Annotated in this window: 19 protein-coding genes and 1 pseudogene; 16 read left to right on the plus strand and 4 right to left on the minus strand. The window is 34.4% G+C overall.

All coding sequences use genetic code 11. The features are described 5' to 3' along the window. The first annotated feature begins 128 nt into the window (after window positions 1-128). The 3 genes and pseudogenes from LRP83_RS08800 (at window position 129) to LRP83_RS08810 (ending at window position 3,960) form a co-directional block, all read left to right on the plus strand. A complete protein-coding gene (locus tag LRP83_RS08800; protein WP_230496325.1) occupies window positions 129-1,619 on the plus strand; it encodes a recombinase family protein in 1,491 nt (496 codons plus the stop codon). A 19-nt stretch (window positions 1,620-1,638) separates the two neighbouring features. Beyond that, a pseudogene (locus LRP83_RS08805) lies at window positions 1,639-2,028 on the plus strand (sigma-70 family RNA polymerase sigma factor); the annotation flags it as partial. A 135-nt stretch (window positions 2,029-2,163) separates the two neighbouring features. Continuing rightward, window positions 2,164-3,960, plus strand: a complete 1,797-nt coding sequence (locus tag LRP83_RS08810; protein WP_230496326.1) for a M3 family oligoendopeptidase — start codon at window positions 2,164-2,166, stop codon at window positions 3,958-3,960. 52 nt (window positions 3,961-4,012) lie between these two features. Here LRP83_RS08810 and pssA read toward each other — a convergent pair whose 3' ends face one another. Continuing rightward, window positions 4,013-4,552 carry a CDP-diacylglycerol--serine O-phosphatidyltransferase gene (gene pssA, locus LRP83_RS08815; protein ID WP_230496327.1) on the minus strand — a complete coding sequence of 180 codons (540 nt, stop codon included), beginning with the start codon at window positions 4,550-4,552 and terminating at the stop codon, window positions 4,013-4,015. Between the two features lie 127 nt (window positions 4,553-4,679). Between pssA and LRP83_RS08820 the strand changes: the two genes are divergently transcribed. Beyond that, complete coding sequence (locus tag LRP83_RS08820; RefSeq protein WP_230496328.1) at window positions 4,680-5,462, plus strand: phosphatidylserine decarboxylase; 783 nt, start codon at window positions 4,680-4,682, stop codon at window positions 5,460-5,462. 34 nt (window positions 5,463-5,496) lie between these two features. Here LRP83_RS08820 and LRP83_RS08825 read toward each other — a convergent pair whose 3' ends face one another. Continuing rightward, window positions 5,497-5,637 carry a sporulation histidine kinase inhibitor Sda gene (locus LRP83_RS08825; RefSeq protein ID WP_230496329.1) on the minus strand — a complete coding sequence of 47 codons (141 nt, stop codon included), beginning with the start codon at window positions 5,635-5,637 and terminating at the stop codon, window positions 5,497-5,499. 467 nt (window positions 5,638-6,104) lie between these two features. Between LRP83_RS08825 and LRP83_RS08830 the strand changes: the two genes are divergently transcribed. The 8 genes from LRP83_RS08830 to LRP83_RS08865 are packed head-to-tail and all read left to right on the plus strand — an operon-like array spanning window position 6,105 to window position 11,132. Beyond that, window positions 6,105-6,620, plus strand: a complete 516-nt coding sequence (locus LRP83_RS08830) for a YqeG family HAD IIIA-type phosphatase (protein WP_230496330.1) — start codon at window positions 6,105-6,107, stop codon at window positions 6,618-6,620. Window positions 6,621-6,641: 21 nt separating this feature from the next. Continuing rightward, on the plus strand, window positions 6,642-7,730 hold the full coding sequence (gene yqeH / locus LRP83_RS08835) for a ribosome biogenesis GTPase YqeH (RefSeq protein ID WP_435531339.1): 1,089 nt from the start codon (window positions 6,642-6,644) through the stop codon (window positions 7,728-7,730). Window positions 7,731-7,750: 20 nt separating this feature from the next. Next, window positions 7,751-8,590, plus strand: a complete 840-nt coding sequence (aroE, locus tag LRP83_RS08840) for a shikimate dehydrogenase (protein ID WP_230496332.1) — start codon at window positions 7,751-7,753, stop codon at window positions 8,588-8,590. Further along, window positions 8,584-8,874 (plus strand): ribosome assembly RNA-binding protein YhbY, encoded by a 291-nt coding sequence (gene yhbY / locus LRP83_RS08845; RefSeq protein ID WP_230496333.1) that lies wholly within the window; start codon window positions 8,584-8,586, stop codon window positions 8,872-8,874. Before aroE ends, yhbY begins: the two co-directional genes overlap by 7 nt. Before the next feature lie 27 nt (window positions 8,875-8,901). Then, window positions 8,902-9,471, plus strand: coding sequence for a nicotinate-nucleotide adenylyltransferase (locus tag LRP83_RS08850; protein ID WP_230496334.1), 570 nt, complete (start codon window positions 8,902-8,904; stop codon window positions 9,469-9,471). Beyond that, entirely contained in the window at window positions 9,461-10,033 is a 573-nt protein-coding gene (gene yqeK / locus LRP83_RS08855; protein WP_230496335.1) for a bis(5'-nucleosyl)-tetraphosphatase (symmetrical) YqeK, read from the plus strand. The genes LRP83_RS08850 and yqeK overlap by 11 nt, the downstream gene beginning before the upstream one ends. Further along, window positions 10,030-10,386, plus strand: coding sequence for a ribosome silencing factor (rsfS, locus tag LRP83_RS08860; protein ID WP_230496336.1), 357 nt, complete (start codon window positions 10,030-10,032; stop codon window positions 10,384-10,386). Before yqeK ends, rsfS begins: the two co-directional genes overlap by 4 nt. A 35-nt stretch (window positions 10,387-10,421) precedes the next feature. Continuing rightward, complete coding sequence (locus LRP83_RS08865; protein WP_354002334.1) at window positions 10,422-11,132, plus strand: class I SAM-dependent DNA methyltransferase; 711 nt, start codon at window positions 10,422-10,424, stop codon at window positions 11,130-11,132. A gap of 57 nt (window positions 11,133-11,189) precedes the next feature. Here the strand turns inward: LRP83_RS08865 and comER are convergent, their stop codons facing one another. After that, on the minus strand, window positions 11,190-12,011 hold the full coding sequence (gene comER / locus LRP83_RS08870) for a late competence protein ComER (protein ID WP_230496338.1): 822 nt from the start codon (window positions 12,009-12,011) through the stop codon (window positions 11,190-11,192). Between the two features lie 42 nt (window positions 12,012-12,053). On the opposite strand from comER, the gene LRP83_RS08875 reads away from it, so the two are divergent. From LRP83_RS08875 to LRP83_RS08885, 3 genes are all read left to right on the plus strand, one after another. Further along, window positions 12,054-12,701, plus strand: a complete 648-nt coding sequence (locus LRP83_RS08875; protein ID WP_230496339.1) for a helix-hairpin-helix domain-containing protein — start codon at window positions 12,054-12,056, stop codon at window positions 12,699-12,701. Window positions 12,702-12,814: 113 nt separating this feature from the next. Next, window positions 12,815-13,270 (plus strand): ComE operon protein 2, encoded by a 456-nt coding sequence (locus LRP83_RS08880; RefSeq protein WP_230496340.1) that lies wholly within the window; start codon window positions 12,815-12,817, stop codon window positions 13,268-13,270. A 2-nt stretch (window positions 13,271-13,272) separates the two neighbouring features. Beyond that, complete coding sequence (locus tag LRP83_RS08885) at window positions 13,273-15,585, plus strand: DNA internalization-related competence protein ComEC/Rec2 (RefSeq protein ID WP_230496341.1); 2,313 nt, start codon at window positions 13,273-13,275, stop codon at window positions 15,583-15,585. An 88-nt stretch (window positions 15,586-15,673) separates the two neighbouring features. On the opposite strand, the gene LRP83_RS08890 is transcribed toward LRP83_RS08885, so the two are convergent. Further along, complete coding sequence (locus LRP83_RS08890; RefSeq protein ID WP_230496342.1) at window positions 15,674-15,808, minus strand: YqzM family protein; 135 nt, start codon at window positions 15,806-15,808, stop codon at window positions 15,674-15,676. 314 nt (window positions 15,809-16,122) lie between these two features. Between LRP83_RS08890 and holA the strand changes: the two genes are divergently transcribed. Next, the gene (holA, locus tag LRP83_RS08895) at window positions 16,123-17,154 is read left to right on the plus strand and encodes a DNA polymerase III subunit delta (protein ID WP_230496343.1); all 1,032 of its coding nucleotides are present in this window, start codon (window positions 16,123-16,125) and stop codon (window positions 17,152-17,154) included. Window positions 17,155-17,184 lie beyond the last annotated feature (30 nt).

A 17,184-nucleotide genomic window follows, 5' to 3' on the forward strand; every position in this document is an offset into this window, starting at 1 on the left:
CTCATTCTCATACAGTGTATAGAGGTGAGACAACATGAAGGTAATAATTGTAAAGGGTCCTCATACTGACGAGAACATTGTTAAATGCTATCATATAATAGCGCAGCATATCAGAAAGGAGATTCTTCATGAAAGCACTTTATGGAAGAGTATCTATAGAGGACCAATCGACGAAGGGCTACGGGCTAAAGAATCAGATTGATGAATGTAAAAAGAAAATCGGAAATGAAGAACATTTAATTTTTTTAGATGAAGGGATTTCAGGAGAAGTTTTAGATCGCCCAGGGTTAACACAATTGCGTGAAGCTGTTCAATCTGGAATCGTCACCGAAATTATTTGTTATGATCCAGACCGTCTATCCAGAAAATTAATGCACCAGCTCATGCTCGATGAAGAATTTCGAAAAAAAGGGGTATTTGTTGAGTTTGTTAATGGTGAATATGCTCAAACAGCCGAAGGACAATTATTTAAAAATATCCGTGGTTCTATATCTGAATTCGAAAAAGAAAAGATTAAACAAAGAACCAAAGGTGGAAAATTACGAAAAGCCCGTGAAGGGAAAGTATTAGGTAATTACGGCCTTTATGGATACGGGTTTGATAAAGATAAAAATACCTACACTATAGATGAAGAAGAAGCGAAAGTGGTTCGAATGATATTTGATTACTTCACAGATGCTACGAGCCCCTTTAAAGGCATTAATGGAATAGCAAAGCACTTAACAGAAATCGGTATCCCTACAGCCAAAAAAAAGCAAGTGTGGCATCGTCAAGTAGTACGACAGATTCTACTCAATGAATCTTATACTGGCCGTCATGCTCATAACAAACACAACACCGATGGGAATTATGTTCGCAAACAATCAGGGCAAGCAACGATCCAATCATTACGACCACAAGAAGAGTGGATTTATGTAAGTATTCCGCGAATTATTCCAGATGAACAATTCAACGTTGCTCAAGAATTTTTGGCTCAATCCAGGAGGCGATTTGCCAAAGAATCTTTAAATCAATATTTGTTATCAGGTCTTTTAATATGTAAAGATTGCGGTAATACGATGAGCGGAAGAAGAGTAAAATGGTGGGGGAATTACAAATTTATATATTCAGATATAAAAAATACAGCTGGAGCTAAGGTGAAAGGCTGCGGTAACTATATTCAAATTGATGAAATCGAGGAAGAAGTTTGGAAACATATATTAAAAATATTGAATGAACCCGAAAAAATCCTTCAGTATAAGGCAAGTACTAAGGAACGAGATTATTACCAAAATGAATTGGAACAGATTTCAAAAGAAATAGAGAAAAACAAAAAAGGACGACAACGTTTATTAACGCTAGTCGCCATGAGTGATGATCTTGATTTGACGGAAATCAAAGATCAGCTTGAAGAACTTCAAAGTCGTGAGAAAACACTACAAACACAGTATAACCAATTAGAAGAACAATTAAAAGGCTTAGGAATTGATAATAGTGAATCATTAATGAGAAGAGCCATCGAGTTAAAATTAACTTTGAAAGAGGAGCTTTCTTTTGATGGCAAAAAGGAAGTCATACGTTCTTTGGTGAAACAAATAGCGGTAACTAAAGAAAAAGAGGTCGAGATTTATTTGTTTTAATTATTGCTACACTAATGACATAGAGAATGAAATTTTAATGCATTTGCGTGCTTTAAAGAAGACAAAAAAGGATGTTTCCTTACACGACCCAATTGGGCAGGATAAGGAGGGAAATGAAATTTCTCTCATTGATGTACTTAAATCAGAATCTGAAGATGTAATTGATACGATTCAATTAAATATGGAACTTGAGAAAATTAAAGTATATATTGACGTGTTGGATGAAAGAGAGAGAGAAGTCATCGTAGGGCGTTTTGGATTAGATTTGCAAAAGGAAAAAACACAAAGAGAAATTGCGAAAGAACTTGGGATTTCTAGAAGCTATGTTTCTAGAATTGAAAAAAGAGCTTTGATGAAGATGTTTCACGAATTTTATCGGGCAGAAAAAGAGAAACGAAAAAAACGCTAATAAGAAAAAGCTTATGCTCATATATAGTATAAGCTTTTTCTTTTTTTCTTTTCTTTCGGGTATCGTAATAAATTTATAGAAATTTTCCGAAAATATTATTATAATAAACATGTACATAAATAAAGGGGGATTTTCATGACTGCCACAACATATTCAGCTGTTTGGGACTTAGAAGTATTTTTTGAGGGAGGGAGTAGCTCTCCTGATTTTCAAGCACATCTTGTAGAAACGGAAAAGAAACTAAAAGCTTTTGAAGAAAAGGTTAAGACGTGGAATGATACAACAATACAAGAGAACGCAAACACACTACATGAGCTATTAGAACAATTCCAGTTAATTACTAAGGCTCTACGTCAAGAAGGGGCATTTGTAAGCTGTTTACAAGCACAAAACACTGCTGACAAAAAAGCTTCTGAGCTTCAGTCACGTGTTACAGGGTTAAGCGCTTCATTTCAATCCTCGCTTACTTTATTTGATGAAAAATTGATTTCTTTTCCAGAGGACATGTGGTCTACAATTCTAGCCGACGATCGTATTTCACAGCTTTCATTTGTTCTTACGGAACGTCGACAACGGGCTATGGAAAAGCTTTCAAAAGAGGAAGAAACACTTATCAATGCATTAGGTGTAGATGGATATCATAGCTGGGGTCAAATGTACGATCTTATAGTTGGTACGATTCAAATCCCAGTTGAAGAAAATGGCGAAGTAAAACCATTATCTGTGGGTCAAGCTTCTAATAAATTTTCAAGCTCAGACCGTAATATTAGAGAGTCTGTCTTTGAAAACTGGGAAAAGGCGTGGGGGGATAAGGCAGACATTCTATCCAAAACATTAAATCATTTAGCAGGCTTCCGCCTAAATGTTTATAAAAAACGCGGTTGGGAGGATGTATTAAAAGAACCTCTTGATATCAATCGTATGAGTAAACAGACATTGGATACGATGTGGGATGTCATTTCCGACCATAAGCAACCATTTGTAAAATACTTAAAGAAGAAAGCAGATCTTTTAGGTTTAGAAAAATTAAGCTGGTATGATCTTGATGCGCCAATTGGTGAAAGTGAAACTAAATTATCTTATCAAGAGGGTGCTGAATTTATCCTTGAGCATTTTGCACAATTTGGAGAAGAAAAAACGAAGTTTGCCAAAATGGCTTTTGAAGATCGCTGGATTGAAGCGGAGGATCGTGCAGGAAAAAGACCTGGTGGTTTTCATACCTACTTCCCTGAGTCTGCTGAGTCACGTATTTTTATGACCTATTCTGGAACACCTTCTAATATTTCGACTCTTGCACATGAGCTAGGACATGGTTTCCATACGTATGCAATGAGAGACTTACACCCGTTAAATCGTAATTATGCCATGAACGTTGCAGAGACAGCCTCTACATTTGCAGAGCTGATTTTAGCAGATGCTTCAGTTAAAAATGCAACATCAAAAGAAGAGAAAGTGGCTTTGTTAGAAGATAAGGTTCAACGTTCGGTAGCATTACTTATGAATATTCATGCCCGTTTTATTTTCGAAACAAGGTTTTACGAAGCAAGAAAATCAGGTATGGTAAGTGCTGAAAAGTTAAATGAATTAATGTTACAAGCTCAAAAAGAAGCATACGGAAATGGTCTTGATGAATATCATCCATTATTCTGGGCTTCTAAGCTACATTTCTTTATAACTGGGGTACCTTTCTATAACTTCCCGTATACTTTTGGCTATTTATTCTCGTTAGGAATTTATAGTAAGGCGTTAGAAGAAGGAAAAGGCTATGAAGAAAAGTATATTGCTTTACTTAAAGATACAGCCTGTATGACTGTTGAAGAGCTAGCGAAAAAGCATTTGAATGTTGATTTAACAGAGCGCGAATTCTGGGAAGACGCAGTAAAGCTTTGCGTAAGAGATGTAGAAGAATTACTTACCCTTCTAAACGAATAATACAGAAAGAACACATAACCCATATAGGTGATGTGTTCTTTTTTATATATAATCAAACCTTCCTAAGCCTAAAAGGACTAATCATTAAAAGGGAGAGAATAATGATAATGAATATGAATGTTTGAGGTGGAAGAATGGGAATAGTCAAATAGCTTAGGGTTGCTAAACATCCTGCTACTGTAATAGGAAGACCTGTAAAATAGCCATTGTTTTCAGTAATATTAAACCGTGCTAATCTCAATGCACCGCAAGCTATATAAAATACAGTGAAAAAAGAACTTGGCCCACCAAACTCATGTAAAATTCCTTGGTATAATAATAGTGCAGGAGCCACTCCAAATGATATAATATCACACATGGAATCTAGTTGTTTACCTAGCTCTGATTCGATATTAAATTTTCTTGCTACCATTCCATCAAAACGATCTGCAAAGGCTGCGACAAAGATTAGAAGTAAACTTAAATTTAAATCTCCATGTATACTGGAAATGATCGCGTACCCACCAAGCGATAGATTGATTAACGTCAACATATTTGCCGTTTGGGATTTTAATTTTTTTATCGTTTGATCAATTACATTGGATAAGAACAATTTTAATTCCACCTCACTCCTTTTATCAATCTTTTGAAAATTTGTACCTAACGATTATTTTCAATAATCTATTTTATTCTTCAGCACTATTAAAAATTCGTAAAGAGTATTTTTGGAGGTAAGCATATTGTTAAAACCCTTTTATAGACTTGTAATTGAGTTAACAAATGGAAAATGGTCATCCATTATTTTAAGTAAATTTGCACGTTCCAAGTTAAGCAGGTTTATGGTTCCAGCTTTTGCTAAAGCATATAAAATTAACATCAATGAAATGGAAGAGTCCATTGATCATTATTCAACCTTACATGATTTTTTTATTCGTAAATTAAAAAATGAAGCACGGCCGATTCATCAAGAAGACGAAGCGATATTAAGTCCTGTCGACGCTGTAATTGAGGATGTTGGCAAAATCCAACCAAACTCCATAATCGAAGTTAAAGGAAAACAATATTCAATTTCTGAAATGCTTGGTAGTCTTGAAAAGGCAAAGCAATACTCAGATGGTACATATATGATTTTTTATTTAAGTCCAAGTCATTATCATCGTATCCATTCCCCAGTCACAGGGAAAGTTACCGATCAATGGGTACTTGGAGCAAAATCCTACCCTGTAAATAAATTAGGGTTAAAATACGGAAGAGATACTCTATCCAAAAATTATCGTTCAATCACAGAAATTAATGTCTCGGGACATCCTATTGCAATGGTGAAGGTCGGAGCTATGTTTGTGAATTCCATTGAATTAACTCATGAAAATGAAAGGTTGACAAAAGGAAATGAAATGGCTTATTTTACATTTGGTTCAACGGTGATTCTATTATTGCCAAAGGACCACTTTACTCTCCTACCGACTATTCAAACGCCATTTCATATTAAAGTGGGAGAAAAAATCGGTGAATTGCATTTGTAAGAAAAAAAGCCCTATAAAAAGGGCTTTCAATTTTTTAAGAAGATACTTTTATTCTATTTGATAGGGCACGTCGGTGAATTTCTAATTCGATGAGGGAGATAAAATCTTGACTCAGATTTAATTCTCTTGCCTTAAAATAAGATTCAATTAATAGTTCATCTGACAATTTACGCATGTCAGCATCCACCTCCTATTTTTTAAAAAAATGTTCTAATCTTTTCTATATTGTCATAAATTGATAGGTTATCCTTTGTTGTATCCTTAATTTATCAAATTTATCCAATAAGAACAATCGTTCTCTTATCCACAAGAATCGGTGGATAACCTGTGGTTAATTTGTTTATAATTGGAATAAAGTTAGATACATACGTATGTATAATGTGTATAAAGTTATCCACAGTGTAGAAAGGTCGGAAAAATTGTCGAAAACTTTTTATTTTTTATTCTCTTTTTATATAAAATTCTACAATTTAGATAAAAATGTGTTCATTTTCTAGTTAGTGAATTTCGGCCAAGAATATGATGAAAATAAAAAAAATTTGTAAAGAATATAAATAAACTGATGTTTATTTTGTATAAAGAGCAAATATTGGTTAAAATGGATAAGTTAACGAGCTTGAATTGTAATGAGGTGTATAGGAAGTGTTGAAAAATTTTTTACCTAATCAGCATGTAAAGAGTATTTTTGAGATAACGCCTGAAAACTTAAAGGCTAATGGAATCAAAGGAATTATTACCGATCTAGATAATACTTTAGTGGAATGGGATCGTCCTTTGGCAACTCCAAAATTAATGAGTTGGTTTGAAGATATGAAGAAAAATAATATTGATGTTACGATTGTATCGAATAATAATGAAAATCGAGTAAAGGCTTTTTCAGATCCCTTGAACATCCCTTTTATCTTTGAAGCTAGAAAACCATTGACACGTGCTTTTTATCGGGCATTGAATCAAATGGGTTTGCAAAAACAGGAAACGGTTGTCATCGGCGATCAGCTGCTTACAGATGTACTTGGCGGTAATAGAGGCGGTTTTCATACAATACTTGTTGTACCAGTAGCAAAAACAGATGGGGTTATTACAAAATTTAACCGTTTTGTGGAACGCAGAATCTTAAATTGGTTCCGTAAAAAGGGTATGATCCATTGGGAGGAATAAAATTTGAGTAACGAGCAATTTATGTGTATTGGTTGTGGTGTGAAAATACAAACCGAGAATACAGAGGAAATCGGCTATGCGCCAACATCTGCTCTTGAAAAGGAACAGATTATTTGCCAGCGCTGCTTTAGATTAAAGCATTATAATGAAATTCAGGATGTTCAATTGACTGATGATGACTTTTTGAAGATATTGAATGGAATTGGAAAAAATAAGGGGTTAATCGTTAAAATCGTCGATATTTTTGATTTTAATGGCAGTTGGCTTCCTGGTCTTCACCGGTTTGTTGGGAACAACAAGGTGGTCCTTGTCGGAAATAAAGTAGATTTATTACCTAAGTCAATCAAACCAAATAAAGTGATTAATTGGATGAAGCACGAAGCGAAGCAGCTCGGATTAAAACCAGAAGATGTATTTCTTGTTAGTGCAGCAAAAGGTAATTTTATTAAGGAAACAGCAGCAGCTATTGATGAACTTCGTGGAAATCAAGATGTGTATGTTGTAGGGTGTACGAATGTTGGTAAATCCACATTTATCAATCGAATTATTAAAGAAGTAACAGGTGATGGTGATGTCATTACAACCTCCCATTTTCCTGGAACTACATTGGATATTATCAAAATACCTTTAGATGATGAAAAGTCATTAATTGATACACCTGGGATTATTAATCACCATCAAATGGCCCATTTTGTTGACAAACAAGACTTAAAGGTAATTACACCGAAAAAAGAAATTAAACCTAAAGTTTATCAATTAAATGAAGGACAAACTCTTTTTTTCGGAGGATTAGCGAGATTTGATTATATCTCTGGAGGAAGAAAATCCTTTGTAACATTCATCTCTAATGAATTAATGATTCATCGGACGAAGCTAGAAAATGCTGATGAGCTGTATAAAAAACATGTTGGAGAAATGCTCACTCCACCTAGACCAAATCAGCTAGAAACTTTTCCTGATTTAGTTCGTCATGAATTTATGATAAAAGAAGATAAAACAGATATCGTTTTTTCAGGATTAGGTTGGGTAACGGTCAACGAAGCAGGGGTTAAAGTAGCAGCACATGTACCAAGAGGTGTGCAGGTTATACTTCGAAAATCAATCATATAGATGACTTGGGGAGAAATAGGATGAAAAAGCTCTATGCTGTAATTGGTGATCCAATTGCACATTCAATGTCACCGCTAATGCATAATGATTTGTTTCAGTACTATAACCTTGATGCCCATTATCAGCCTCTATTTGTGAAAAAAGAGAATTTAAAAGAAGCGATAGTGGGATTAAAGGCAATTGGTGTATCTGGTTTTAATGTAACTATTCCTCATAAGACAGAAATCATTCCATTTTTAGATGAGGTAGATCCATTAGCAGAGCAAATTGGAGCTGTTAATACTGTTGTAAATCAAAATGGAAGGTTTGTTGGATTTAATACTGACGGATTGGGGTTTATTGCTGGTTTAACGTCGCTAGTCCCGGAAATACAGGCTCAAAATGTATTATTAATCGGTGCTGGTGGGGCAGCAAGAGCCATTTTTTATACGCTAGCAAAAAACGGGATTCAAACATTAGATATTTGTAATCGTACAGTACAAAAAGCGACAGAACTCATCCTTGATTGTCCTTATAAACTGAATTCAAATGCATTATCAATCAAAGACGCAGAAAATCAATTACAACAATACGATATTATTATTCAAACAACCAATATTGGAATGTCTCCTTTTTTAGAGCAAATCCCAATTTCATTAGAAAGACTTAGGTCAGGAAGTATCGTAAGTGATATTATTTACAACCCGTTGGAAACACAACTTTTAAAAGCGGCAAAAGAAAAGGATGCTGTGATCCAAAATGGAATTGATATGTTTGTAAATCAAGGAGCAATAGCCTTTCAATATTGGACAGGGATCATGCCAGATGTTAAACGGATGAAACAGAATGTATTGGATCAATTAGGAGGAAAAGTATGTTAACTGGAAAACAAAAAAGATTTTTAAGATCAAAGGCTCACCATTTAAATCCTATATTTCAGGTAGGAAAAGGTGGGGTTAATGAAAATATGGTGAAGCAAATTGCGGATGTACTAGAGGCTCGTGAACTTATTAAAGTAAGTGTCCTTCAAAATTGTGATGAAGATAAAGATACTGTTGCAAGTGAACTTGTAGTTGGAGCAAAAGCAGAGCTTGTCCAAATTATTGGTAATACAATCGTTCTTTATAAAGAGTCAGTTGAAAATAAGCAATTACAATTGCCTTAAAAAATGTGTTCATGGAGGAGGGGGAAAATGATGAAAATTGGGATTTTTGGTGGAACCTTTGATCCTCCCCATTTTGGTCATTTATTAATGGCAAATGAGGTAAGATTCAGATTAAACCTAGATGAAATATGGTTTATGCCAAACCAACAGCCTCCTCACAAATTGAAAACAAGCAAGACGACTAATGAGAATCGGTTACAAATGATCCTTAGTGCTATACAAGATCAACCTAAATTTAAAGCTGAGACCATTGAATTTAGCAGAAGTGGTCCTTCATACACCATTGATACAATTAAGGTACTTAAGGATCAATTTCCTGAGAATGAATTTTATTTTATTATTGGTGCAGATATGATTGAATATTTACCTAAGTGGCATCGAATTGATGAACTTATCCAATTAGTACAATTCGTTGGTGTGAAAAGACCGGGGTATAATGAGGTAACCGATTATCCAATTATTTATGTAGAAGCACCTTTAATTGAAATTTCATCAAAAATGATTAGAGAACGTATTCAAAATAAGGAAACTATTCGCTATTTGCTTCCGGAAGCAGTGAGAGAATATATAAAGGAGAAACAATTATATGGACCGTAATCAGGCCCTTGAAAGAGTAAAACCGGAGCTAACAGAGCATCGATTTGTTCATACAATTGGCGTAATGGAAACGGCTATTGATCTCGCAATGCGATATGGAGCTGATGTAAAAAAAGCTGAACTAGCAGCTGTGTTTCATGATTTTGCAAAATTTCGGCCGAAAAGCGAAATGAAGCAAATCATCATTGAACAAAATTTAGGTTCGGAATTACTTTTACATAATGAAGAATTATGGCATGCGCCAGTTGGGGCATACTTAGTAGAAAAGGAAGTTGGGATTGTCGACTCCGAAATCCTGAATGCGATTCGGTTCCATACATCAGGGAGACCTGATATGACATTGTTAGAAAAGATCATTTATGTAGCAGATTATATAGAACCAGGTCGTCATTTTCCAGGTGTTGAAGAAGTTAGAGAGTTAGCCCAAAAAAGCTTAAATGAAGCATTAATCAAGGCGATTCAAAATACGGTTGTTTTTTTAATGAAGAAAAAACAACCCATCTATCCAGACACATTCCTAACTTACAACGACCTAGTAAAAAATTTGGAGGTTGAAAAATGAGTAATCATTCGTTATTAAAGATTGCCTATAAGGCAGCAGATGACAAAATCGCTGAGGATATTATTGTATTAAACATGAAAGGAATTTCTGTAATAACAGACTATTTCTTAATTTGCCATGGTAATTCAGATAAACAGGTTCAAGCGATTGCTAGAGAAATAAAGGAAAAAGTTGAAGAGAATGGAAACGTGATTAGAAGAATGGAGGGCTTCGACGAAGCAAGATGGGTGCTGGTGGATCTTGGTGATGTCGTTGTCCATGTTTTCCACAAAGATGAGCGTAGTTACTATAACCTAGAACGATTATGGGGAGATGCTCCAATAGAGGACGTGAGTAGTGAATTGAACCGATGACCTATGGTAGGTTTGCTTATCTTTACGACCGGCTGATGGAAGATATCCCATACGATAAATGGCTGCAGGTGTTAGAAGAATACAGTACAAAGTATAAGCTAGAAGGAAAAAGGCTATTAGATGTTGCTTGTGGTACAGGGGAATTATCTTGTCGGTTTGCCATGCAAGGATTCCAAGTAACAGGTGTCGACTTATCTGAGGATATGCTTGCTGTGGCTACGGCGAAGGCAGAAGCTGAAGGCTTTAAAATTCCATTTTATCAGCAAAATATGGCTGAATTAGAAGTTATGAGCCAGTTTGACTTTATTACCATTTTTTGTGATTCGATAAATTATTTATCATCTGAACAAGAAGTTATCCAAACCTTTGAGGGTGTGGCTAACCATTTAAATGAGAATGGTTTGTTTTTATTCGATGTTCATTCTGAATATAAAATGGAAAATATATTTAAAGACCAAACCTTCACACATATTGACGAGGATATTTGTTACATTTGGAATTGTTTTGAAGGCGAATTTCCTTTAAGTGTCGACCATGAACTTACTTTTTTTGTAAGTGATTTATCTAAAAGAAAATATGACCGAGTTGAGGAATTTCATTTTCAGCGAACGTTTCCTATTCAGCAATATAAAATCTGGCTTGAGCAAGCTGGTTTTGAAACGCTGCACATTTTAGGAGATTTAGAAAATCACCCACCAACTGAAGAAACAGAAAGAATACTATTTATTGCACGAAAAAAAAGCTGAGAAAATTTCTTCAGCTTTTTTTTTCTTGGAGGAATATCTGTTTTTTTGTCGAAAATATTAGTTAGAATATTGTTGGGCTATATGTGCTAAGTCCTCTTTGAATTTTCTATGTGTAGCTTGAAATACATGCTCAAACACATCGCCAAGCTCTGTTTCCAAAACTTTAATTCCTTCACCAGTGATACCACCCTTCACACATACCTTTTCTTGCAAGGTTGGCAATGTGTAATACCCCTTTTTTAATAGCTCTCCAAAACCTATTATCATTTCACTTGCTAGCTTTGTAGCTGTTTCTTGATTTATATTTGTTTCTTGAATAGCAGCAGTAATAAACCTTTGAATCAAATAGCTAAAAAAGGCAGGACCACAACTAACAATATCAGACGACACCCTTGTAATATTCTCATCGATTTCAACTGGAACAGATATTTTCTCAAATAAACTCCAAAGCTTCTTTTTCCATTCTTCCGTGCATTGATTTCCAAATGAAAAGAGTGAAACACCTGAAAAGGCCCGATTTGTAATGCTAGGAATGATACGAGCAACCGAACAAGCTAATTGTGATTCAAGATTCATGACACTAATTGGACTTGTTATCGAAACCACACAATGATTTTTCGTCATCACTGATTTTATCTGATTAAGAATATCATAAACATCGTGGGGTTTTACACAGATAAAAATAAGTTCAGACTGTTTAGCCACTTCAATAGCATTCGTCTCAATCTTTAACTCAGAGAATGTATTTTTAAGCAATGTTGCTTTTGCTTTTGTCCGGTTAGTGACTGTCATTGAAGAAGGGGAAACGGCATTTGCATTAAGCATGGCCTCGGCCAATATAGTCCCCATATTACCTGTACCAATAATCCCTACCTCCATTGTCCTATCCCTCCTTCATAAGCAGACTTCTTTTATAACCATATGAACGAACATCAAACTTTATACCAAATAGAAGGGAGTAACCAAATGAAAGACTTGCTAGAAATTCATAAGTTAAAATTATTAGCTGTTTTGGTATTGTTGATTATAATAATGATTTACTTCTTTATTCGTTCCGATGTACAGGATGATATTACCTTTGAAGAGGCTTCTGCGCCTCTAATAAATGAAACTTCGCAAAAGACAAGTGTAACTATTGAGGAGCCAATTATTATGATGGTAGATGTTAAAGGAGCTGTGAGGATCCCAGATGTTTATGTTGCCGAGCAAGACGAACGAGTTATAGACCTTATTAAAAAAGCGGGAGGATTCACGGACAAAGCTGATCAAAATCAGGTTAACCTTTCTCAGCATGTTGAGGATGAAATGGTCATTTATGTACCTAATTTAGGGGATAGTGAAAACATTCAAATTGGCTCTAATCTACCACAGAACAATTTAGTTAACATAAATAAAGCTTCTGATAGTGAACTGCAAACCTTGCCTGGTATTGGTCCATCAAAAGCCTTAGCTATTATCGAATACCGTGATACGAATGGAGGCTTTCGAACAGTTGACGAGATAAAAAAAATTAGTGGAATCGGTGAGAAAACATTTGAGAAGTTAGAGCCACATATCTCAATTAAATAGAAATAAACTTTGTAATCTTACTATATAGGTGGCCATTAATAGTAAAAACAGCTCTTCCCAGCGCTACGCATAAATTATAAAATTAGCTCAGAATATAGAAATGAGGGACAACCATGGAGAGAATATCTTGGAATCAATATTTTATGGCACAAAGCCATTTATTAGCTTTAAGGAGTACATGTACGAGATTAACCGTTGGGGCAACTATTGTAAGGGATAAGAGGATTATTGCAGGTGGTTACAATGGTTCGATAGCTGGTGGTGTGCATTGTATAGATGAAGGCTGCTATGTAATTGATAACCATTGTGTAAGGACGATCCACGCAGAGATGAATGCCTTACTTCAATGTGCTAAGTTTGGCGTGCCTACCGATAGTTCCGATATCTATGTAACTCATTTTCCATGCTTACAATGCTGTAAAGCAATAATTCAGGCGGGAATAAAAACAGTTTTCTATGCGAAGGATTACAAAAATCATCCGTATGCTATTGAACTTTTTCAACAAGCAGGTGTAAAAACCGAACAAGTACTTTTTGATGAAAATACTCTACCTTTCCTTCAGGTATAACAATGAAAGGTCCATTTATCTTCTTTTGTATTTCTGGATTATTTGGGATTATTAGTGCCGTTGAAGGAATTTGGGTTATAAGCTTATTCCTTCTTTATCTCTTTATATTAGGAATTTTTAAAAAAACTCCAAGTAAATGGTTGATATTAAATAGTATCATTTATTTCAGTTATTTTTTAATTGGAGATTACACGGTTATGAATAACAAAACCAATCTCCTTCCGCAAACGAGCGAATTAATTGTTCAATTTTCTGATGAAGTAAAAATAAATGGAGATCGTCTAAGAGCGGTTGTTAAAGACACAAAGACGAAAGAAAAACTTCTGTTAACCTACAAAATCCCCTCCGATGTGGAAAAAAAACTTTTACAACAAAATTCATTATTAAAGTATACTTGTCCAATTCAAGGAAAATTAGTTGTACCCGACACGGCAAGAAACGAAAATGCTTTTAATTATCGTGAATTTTTAAAACAGAAACATATCTTCTGGGAGCTTCAAGTATCTGAATGGCAAATAGGAAACTGTCGGCAAGCTCAATTGACTTTTATCGATAAAATCAAAAATTGGAGATTTCAAGGAATTACTTTGATTGAAAAACATTTCACGAAAGATACAGCCCCTTTAGCAGCAGCTTTGATTTTTGGAACGAGAGATTTACTTTCGGAGGAACAAGTTTCAGCTTATCAAAAATTAGGTGTTATTCATTTAATATCCATTTCTGGGTTACATGTAGCATTATTAGTAGGGATGATTTTTTATTTAGGAATTCGAATGGGAATAGTAAGGGAAAAATTATCATGGGCTTTAATCATGATATTACCTTTATATGCAGTCTTGTCTGGTGCGACACCATCTGTGAATCGGTCAGTTTTGATGACTATGATGATTTTATCTGCAAATCAACTGAAATTTTCGTTTAAATTTCGTTCGATAGACGGTTTGTGCCTATCATTTTTATTGTTAACGATTTGGAATCCGATAGTTATTTTTGATATTGGCTTTCAATTAACGTATATTGTTACTTTATCGCTATTATTATCACTGCGAATTGTTTCACGATATTCGTCATATGTTGGTAAAATGACAATTACGTCTTATATTTCGCAAGCTTCGGCACTCCCTTTTTTATTGTATTATTTTTTTGAAATCCCACTTCTCTCCATAATCGCTAATATTTTTTTTATTCCTCTATATTCCTTTCTGTTTTTACCTGGCCTCATCATCCTTTTTTTGATTCAATTTGTTTCAATAGATGTTTTTCAAATGCTGTCAATTGTCCTATCATACATTATAGATTTTAGTAATCGTATCGCAATTTGGGTTTCTTCTATGCCTAGGTCAAGGTTAATTCCAGGTAGACCTTCTGCTCTTTTTCTCATTATATATTTTGGATGTATTTTATTAGCCTTTTATCGGTGGGAAAAACGAAAATATTTATTGCTTATTGTACTTCCATGGGTAATAGTATGTTCTCAGCTTTTTCTTCCAAATATATCTTCAAAGGGTGAGGTAGCATTTATTGATGTGGGGCAAGGGGATAGTATTCTTATTAAACTACCTTACAATCGCGGAAATTATTTAATCGATACGGGGGGAACGATTACTTTTTCATCTGAGGAATGGAAAGAAAAAAAACAAAAATTTGAGGTTGGCCAAGATGTACTTATTCCTTATTTAAAGGGTAAAGGGATAGCAACGCTTGATCTTTTAATCCTTACACATGGCGATATGGACCATATTGGTGGAAGTTTGTCATTATTGAAGGAAATAAAAGTTAAAAAAATATTGATGCCCTATGTTACAAGTGGAAAATCTGCAGTGGAGAGTAAAATAGAAAAAATCGCCCGGAAACAAAATATAGAAATATCATACGTATATGAGGGTGTATCTTGGAAAGCTCACGAATCTAAGTTTATTATTTTAGCACCATCAAAAAATTATATGGGAGATAAAAACGATGGCTCTATTGTACTATCAGCACATATAGCTGGTGTTAGTTGGTTATTTACTGGAGATTTAGGTAAAGAAGGAGAGGAATTACTCATAAAGAATTACCCTAATTTGACAATTAATGTTTTAAAGGTTGGTCATCATGGGAGTAAAAATTCTACCTCTGAGAATTTCATCCGTCATTACAATCCAGAATATTCCATTATATCAGTTGGCGAAAAAAATGGTTTCGGACATCCTCATCCGGAGGTATTAAGGATATTAGAATCAAGCAAAAGTATTATATTGAGAACTGACCTAAATGGGGGGATTTCCTATAAATTTAGTAGCAAGGGAGGAACCTTTTTTAAAGTAATTCCATAATATAAAGTATTATCAAAAGAACGAAAAAGAAAAAAGACTGCATTGGTATATGCAGTCTTTGCAAAGATACTTATGTAGAAAGAACCAATTAGGATCCTACAACTTTAATGACTGTTGCGATGATAAACATGGTAGCAAAAAAACCAAAAGATACAATAAACCCTATTCCAGAATCGATAGCATCGTTTCGTTTGTATTGAACATTCTTTTCAAATTCATTCACGGTCTACCCCTCCTATTTCTTTTATTAGTATAAGCTAAACAGAAAAAAAAATCTAGCTTATTTCTTCCTTAAAACCATTTCTATAATTGACAAAAGTTGTCACAAATACTTTTCTCAAAAACTAATTTTACTTTCTAGACATACCGTCGACACGTAAGTTCCTAGGTCTTATTGGTCGGCGTTTATTATAGATTGGGAATTAACATTTTTAACATGTTAATTCCCCTTAATTTTTATTAAAGTTTTGGATCCTTGTCAAAAGCTCTTCTCTTCATTACATTATACATAAGGGATAAATCTGAGGAGCGAAAAAAATGATTACAGACGTTTGGAAACAAATTAAAAAAAATCAATTTGCTGGAGTTTATTTATTATATGGAACAGAAACCTTTCTTATCCATGAAACTATTCAATTATTACTCACTCATTTATTGAATGAGGAGGAAAAGGATTTTAATTTTTCTACATACGATTTAGAGGAGACACCTCTTGAAGTTGCCGTTGAAGATGCAGAAACATTTCCGTTTATGGGTGAGAAGCGTTTAATTGTTATGCAAAATCCAGTATTTTTAACGAGTGAAAAGACAAAAGGAAAGGTTGACCATAATATTACAAAATTGGAGGATTATTTAAATAATCCTGCTCCTTATTCCATTATCGTTATTGCAGCACCGTATGAAAAATTGGACGTGCGCAAAAAGATTACAAAGGAATTAAAGCGAAAAGCAGTAGTAGAAGAAGCTAAAAAATTGGGTGACCAAGACTTAAAAATTTGGATTAAGGACCGAGCTATATCGAATGGGGTAAATATAGATGATAAAGCAATTGAAAAGATGGTAAGCGTTGCTGGTTCAAATTTATTTGTCTTAACTAATGAAATTGATAAAATGTCCTTATATGTTGGAAGTGGGAAAAGAATTGACTTACATACTGTTGAACAGCTTGTTTCAAAAACACTAGAACAGAACATTTTTGAGCTAGTCGAAAAAGTCGTTCATCGAAAAGTTGAGGAGGCTCTTCGTATCTATTATGATCTTTTAAAGCAGAATGAAGAACCAATAAAAATTCTTGCCTTATTATCTAGTCAATTTCGTTTGATTTATCAAGTTAAAGAATTATCTAGAAAGGGGTACGGACAACAGCAAATGGCAACTAGCCTAAGGGCCCATCCTTTTCGTGTTAAATTAGCAGCAGGACAAGCTCAATTGTTTTCAGAAGATGAGTTAAAGAGGCTTGTTCATTTATTTGCAGATGCGGATTATCAGATGAAAACAGGTGGCTTAAATAAAACGATGATTATCGAAATGATCCTTTTTCAATTACATTCCTTGAGTCAAAAAAAATGATCCCTAAGTGGGATCATTTTTTCTTTAGCA

Origin of the sequence: Pseudoneobacillus rhizosphaerae (assembly GCF_917563885.1) — a bacterium.
Classification (GTDB): domain Bacteria; phylum Bacillota; class Bacilli; order Bacillales; family Cytobacillaceae; genus Pseudoneobacillus; species Pseudoneobacillus rhizosphaerae.

Coding starts and splice junctions, on each gene's coding strand:
- LRP83_RS08810 (WP_230496326.1), top strand. CDS start 2,164: ATGACTGCCACAACATATTCAGCTGTTTGGGACTTAGAAGTATTTTTT.
- comER (WP_230496338.1), bottom strand. CDS start 12,011: ATGGAGGTAGGGATTATTGGTACAGGTAATATGGGGACTATATTGGCC.
- LRP83_RS08825 (WP_230496329.1), bottom strand. CDS start 5,637: ATGCGTAAATTGTCAGATGAACTATTAATTGAATCTTATTTTAAGGCA.
- LRP83_RS08850 (WP_230496334.1), top strand. CDS start 8,902: ATGATGAAAATTGGGATTTTTGGTGGAACCTTTGATCCTCCCCATTTT.
- LRP83_RS08880 (WP_230496340.1), top strand. CDS start 12,815: ATGGAGAGAATATCTTGGAATCAATATTTTATGGCACAAAGCCATTTA.
- yqeH (WP_435531339.1), top strand. CDS start 6,642: ATGTGTATTGGTTGTGGTGTGAAAATACAAACCGAGAATACAGAGGAA.
- rsfS (WP_230496336.1), top strand. CDS start 10,030: ATGAGTAATCATTCGTTATTAAAGATTGCCTATAAGGCAGCAGATGAC.
- aroE (WP_230496332.1), top strand. CDS start 7,751: ATGAAAAAGCTCTATGCTGTAATTGGTGATCCAATTGCACATTCAATG.
- LRP83_RS08875 (WP_230496339.1), top strand. CDS start 12,054: ATGAACGAACATCAAACTTTATACCAAATAGAAGGGAGTAACCAAATG.
- LRP83_RS08800 (WP_230496325.1), top strand. CDS start 129: ATGAAAGCACTTTATGGAAGAGTATCTATAGAGGACCAATCGACGAAG.
- holA (WP_230496343.1), top strand. CDS start 16,123: ATGATTACAGACGTTTGGAAACAAATTAAAAAAAATCAATTTGCTGGA.
- LRP83_RS08885 (WP_230496341.1), top strand. CDS start 13,273: ATGAAAGGTCCATTTATCTTCTTTTGTATTTCTGGATTATTTGGGATT.
- yhbY (WP_230496333.1), top strand. CDS start 8,584: ATGTTAACTGGAAAACAAAAAAGATTTTTAAGATCAAAGGCTCACCAT.
- LRP83_RS08865 (WP_354002334.1), top strand. CDS start 10,422: ATGGAAGATATCCCATACGATAAATGGCTGCAGGTGTTAGAAGAATAC.
- yqeK (WP_230496335.1), top strand. CDS start 9,461: ATGGACCGTAATCAGGCCCTTGAAAGAGTAAAACCGGAGCTAACAGAG.